4 protein-coding genes are annotated in these 3,138 nt (G+C 66.8%); all 4 read left to right on the top strand.

From position 1 onward, the window contains the following. On the top strand, positions 1 to 604 hold a 604-nt coding region (locus tag VN856_RS17915), incomplete at its 5' end, for an alpha/beta fold hydrolase (protein WP_325691419.1). Positions 605 to 656: 52 nt separating this feature from the next. Continuing rightward, a complete protein-coding gene (locus VN856_RS17910; protein WP_325691417.1) occupies positions 657 to 2,006 on the top strand; it encodes an AarF/ABC1/UbiB kinase family protein in 1,350 nt (449 codons plus the stop codon). Positions 2,007 to 2,009: 3 nt separating this feature from the next. Continuing rightward, the gene (locus VN856_RS17905; RefSeq protein ID WP_325691415.1) at positions 2,010 to 2,912 is read left to right on the top strand and encodes an alpha/beta hydrolase; all 903 of its coding nucleotides are present in this window, start codon (positions 2,010 to 2,012) and stop codon (positions 2,910 to 2,912) included. Between the two features lie 133 nt (positions 2,913 to 3,045). After that, the coding region (locus VN856_RS17900; RefSeq protein WP_325691421.1) for a class I SAM-dependent methyltransferase at positions 3,046 to 3,138 on the top strand (93 nt) is incomplete at its 3' end.

Here is a 3,138-nt window from a genome sequence, read left to right as displayed (position 1 = left end):
TGACGTGGTCACGCTGCTCGATCACCTCGCCATCGGCCGGGCGCACGTCGTCGGCGCCTCGATGGGCGGGATGATCGCGCAGATCCTGGCCGCCACCGAGCCCGAGCGGGTCGCGTCGCTGGCCATCATCATGTCCACCACGGGCAAGCCGTTCTCCCGGCTGCCGGCCTGGCGGGTGATCCGGCTGGCGTTCAACCCACCTGGCGACGATGCGTCCGACGAGGAGAAGCTGGCCTTCGAGGTCCGCAACATCGCGGTGTTCAACGGCCCCAATTTCCTGCCGCCCGAGGCGGAGCTTCGCAAACGCGTCCAGCGGCTCGCTGAGCGGTCCAACTATCCGCCCGGCATGCTGCGTCAGTTCGACGCCGTACTGGGCACTGGCAGCCTGCTGGCCTACAGCAAGGCGATCACCGCGCCGACGGTGGTGGTGCACGGGTCACGCGACCCGATGGTGCGGCCACGCAACGGCCGCGGGGTCGCCGCCGCCATCCCCGGCGCCCGGTTCGTGGTCATCGACGGTATGGGCCATGACCTCCCCGAACCGGTGTGGCGCCCACTGGTCGAGACCCTCACCGAGAACTTTGCCAGAGCACCCATCGGGTGAGCGGGCTCACACGAATTGGGACTTGCCAACGCCGATTTGAGACACTGCAGCTATGAGTTCCAACAACCACCGCGAGGTAGCCAAGCTCGACCGGGTTCCGTTACCGGTCGAGGCGGCCCGCTTCGGCGCGACGGGTTGGCAGCTCACCCGCACTGCCGCCCGCATCCTCACCAAGCTGCCGACCAAGGGTCCGACGCAGCAAAAGGTCATCAAGCAACTTCCGCAGACCTTCGCCGACCTGGGCCCCACCTACGTCAAATTCGGGCAGATCATCGCGTCCAGCCCGGGCGCCTTCGGCGAACAGCTGTCCCGGGAATTCCGCGGCCTGCTCGACCGGGTGCCGCCGGCCGACACCGGCCAGGTGCACAAGCTGTTCGCCGAGGAACTCGGCCGCGATCCGTCGGAGTTGTTCGCCAGCTTCGACGAGGAGCCGTTCGCGTCGGCGTCGATCGCCCAGGTGCACTACGCCACCCTGCACAGCGGCGAGGAGGTCGTGGTCAAGATCCAGCGACCGGGCATCCGCCGCCGGGTGGCCGCCGATCTGCAGATTCTCAAGCGCTTCGCCCAAGCGGTCGAGCTGGCCAAGCTGGGCCGCCGGCTGTCCGCCCAAGACGTGGTCGCCGACTTCAGCGACAACCTGGCTGAGGAGCTGAACTTCCGCCTCGAGGCGCAGTCGATGGACGCCTGGGTCTCGCACCTGCACGCGTCGCCGTTGGGCAAGAACATCCGGGTGCCGCAGGTGTATTGGGACTACACCACCGAGAAGGTGCTGACGATGGAGCGGGTGCAGGGCATCCGCATCGACGATGTCGCCGCCATCCGCAAGGCCGGATTCGACGGCACGGAGCTGGTCAAGGCGCTGCTGTTCAGCCTTTTCGAGGGCGGCCTGCGGCACGGCCTGTTCCACGGCGACCTGCACGCCGGCAACCTGTACGTCGACGATCAGGGCCGCATCGTGTTCTTCGATTTCGGCATCATGGGCCGCATCGATCCGCGCACCCGCTGGCTGTTGCGCGAGCTGGTGCACGCGCTGCTGGTGAAGAAGGACCACGCGGCGGCCGGCAAGATCGTCGTGCTGATGGGCGCCGTCGGCACCATGCGGCCGGAGGCTGAGGCCGCCAAGGATCTGGAGAAGTTCGCCACCCCGCTGACCATGTCGACGCTGGGCGAGCTGTCCTACGCCGACATCGGCAAGCAGCTGTCCACGCTGGCCGACGCCTACGACGTCAAGCTGCCGCGCGAGCTGGTGCTGATCGGCAAGCAGTTCCTCTACGTGGAGCGCTACATGAAGCTGCTGGCGCCGCATTGGCAGATGATGTCCGACCCGCAACTCACCGGCTACTTCGCTAACTTCATGGTCGAAGTCGCTCGCGAGCACAACAACTCCGAACTAGAGGTCTAGCGCATGCAAATCCGCACCGGCACAGCACGTTCGGGCGATTTGGACATCTACTACGAGGACATGGGCGAGCCGACCGACCCCGCCGTCCTGCTGATCATGGGCCTGGGTTCGCAGCTGTTGCTGTGGCGCGACGGGTTCTGCGAGAAGCTCGTCGCGGAGGGGCTGCGGGTGATCCGCTACGACAACCGCGACGTCGGCCTGTCCAGCAAGACCGAACGGCGCGGCAACGGCGGCGCGTCGATCCCGAGCATGCTCAAGTTCTGGCTGGGCATTCCCGGCCAGGCTGACTACCGGCTCGAGGACATGGCCGACGACGCCGCCGCGCTGCTCGACCACCTCGGCATCGAGAAAGCCCACATCGTCGGCGCGTCGATGGGCGGCATGATCGCCCAGATCTTCGCGGCCCGGTTCGCTCAGCGGACTCGCTCGCTGGCGGTGATCTTCTCCAGCAACAACCAGCCGTTCCTACCGCCGCCGCACCCGCAGGCCCTGTTCGCGGTGCTGCGAGGCCCGTCGCCCAATTCACCGATCGAGGTGATCGCCGACTATTCGGTGAAGGTGTGGCGGATCATCGGCAGCCCGCGGTACCCGGCGCCCGAACAGCGGCTGCGTGACGACGCGATCCAGGCCTACCAGCGCTGCTATTACCCGTGGGGAACGGCCCGGCATTTCAGCGCGATCATGGCCAGCGGCAGCTTGGCCCGCTACGACCGGCAGATAACCGCACCGACCGTGGTCCTGCACGGTAAGGCCGACAAGCTGCAGCGGCCGTTCGGCGGCCGCGTAGTAGCCCAGGCGATCCCGGGCGCTCGCCTGGTGTTGTTCGACGGCATGGGCCACGACCTACCCGAGGAACTGTGGGACCAGATAACCGGCGAGCTCACGGCAACTTTCGCGCAAGGCTGACTGGCCGGCGAGGCGTTTTCCGATTCGGCCTGACCAGGCCGATCGACTAACATGACCGGTGGATCACCGGGGGCGGGTAGCGCCATACCCAGCACGGGTGGGCACCAAAAATCCAGGAAGGCGCGGTTGCGCGATGGCCGAAAAACTCAGGCCGCATTTCGAGGACGTCCAGGCACACTACGACCTATCTGACGAGTTCTTCCGGCTGTTCCTCGACCCGAGCCAG

The sequence above is a fragment of the Mycobacterium sp. genome (assembly GCF_035603715.1).
Taxonomy (GTDB): domain Bacteria; phylum Actinomycetota; class Actinomycetes; order Mycobacteriales; family Mycobacteriaceae; genus Mycobacterium.
Note: the sequence above shows the minus strand (reverse complement) of the source record. Positions and strands in the feature narration are given on the sequence as shown.

Coding starts and splice junctions, on each gene's coding strand:
- VN856_RS17910 (WP_325691417.1), top strand. CDS start 657: ATGAGTTCCAACAACCACCGCGAGGTAGCCAAGCTCGACCGGGTTCCG.
- VN856_RS17905 (WP_325691415.1), top strand. CDS start 2,010: ATGCAAATCCGCACCGGCACAGCACGTTCGGGCGATTTGGACATCTAC.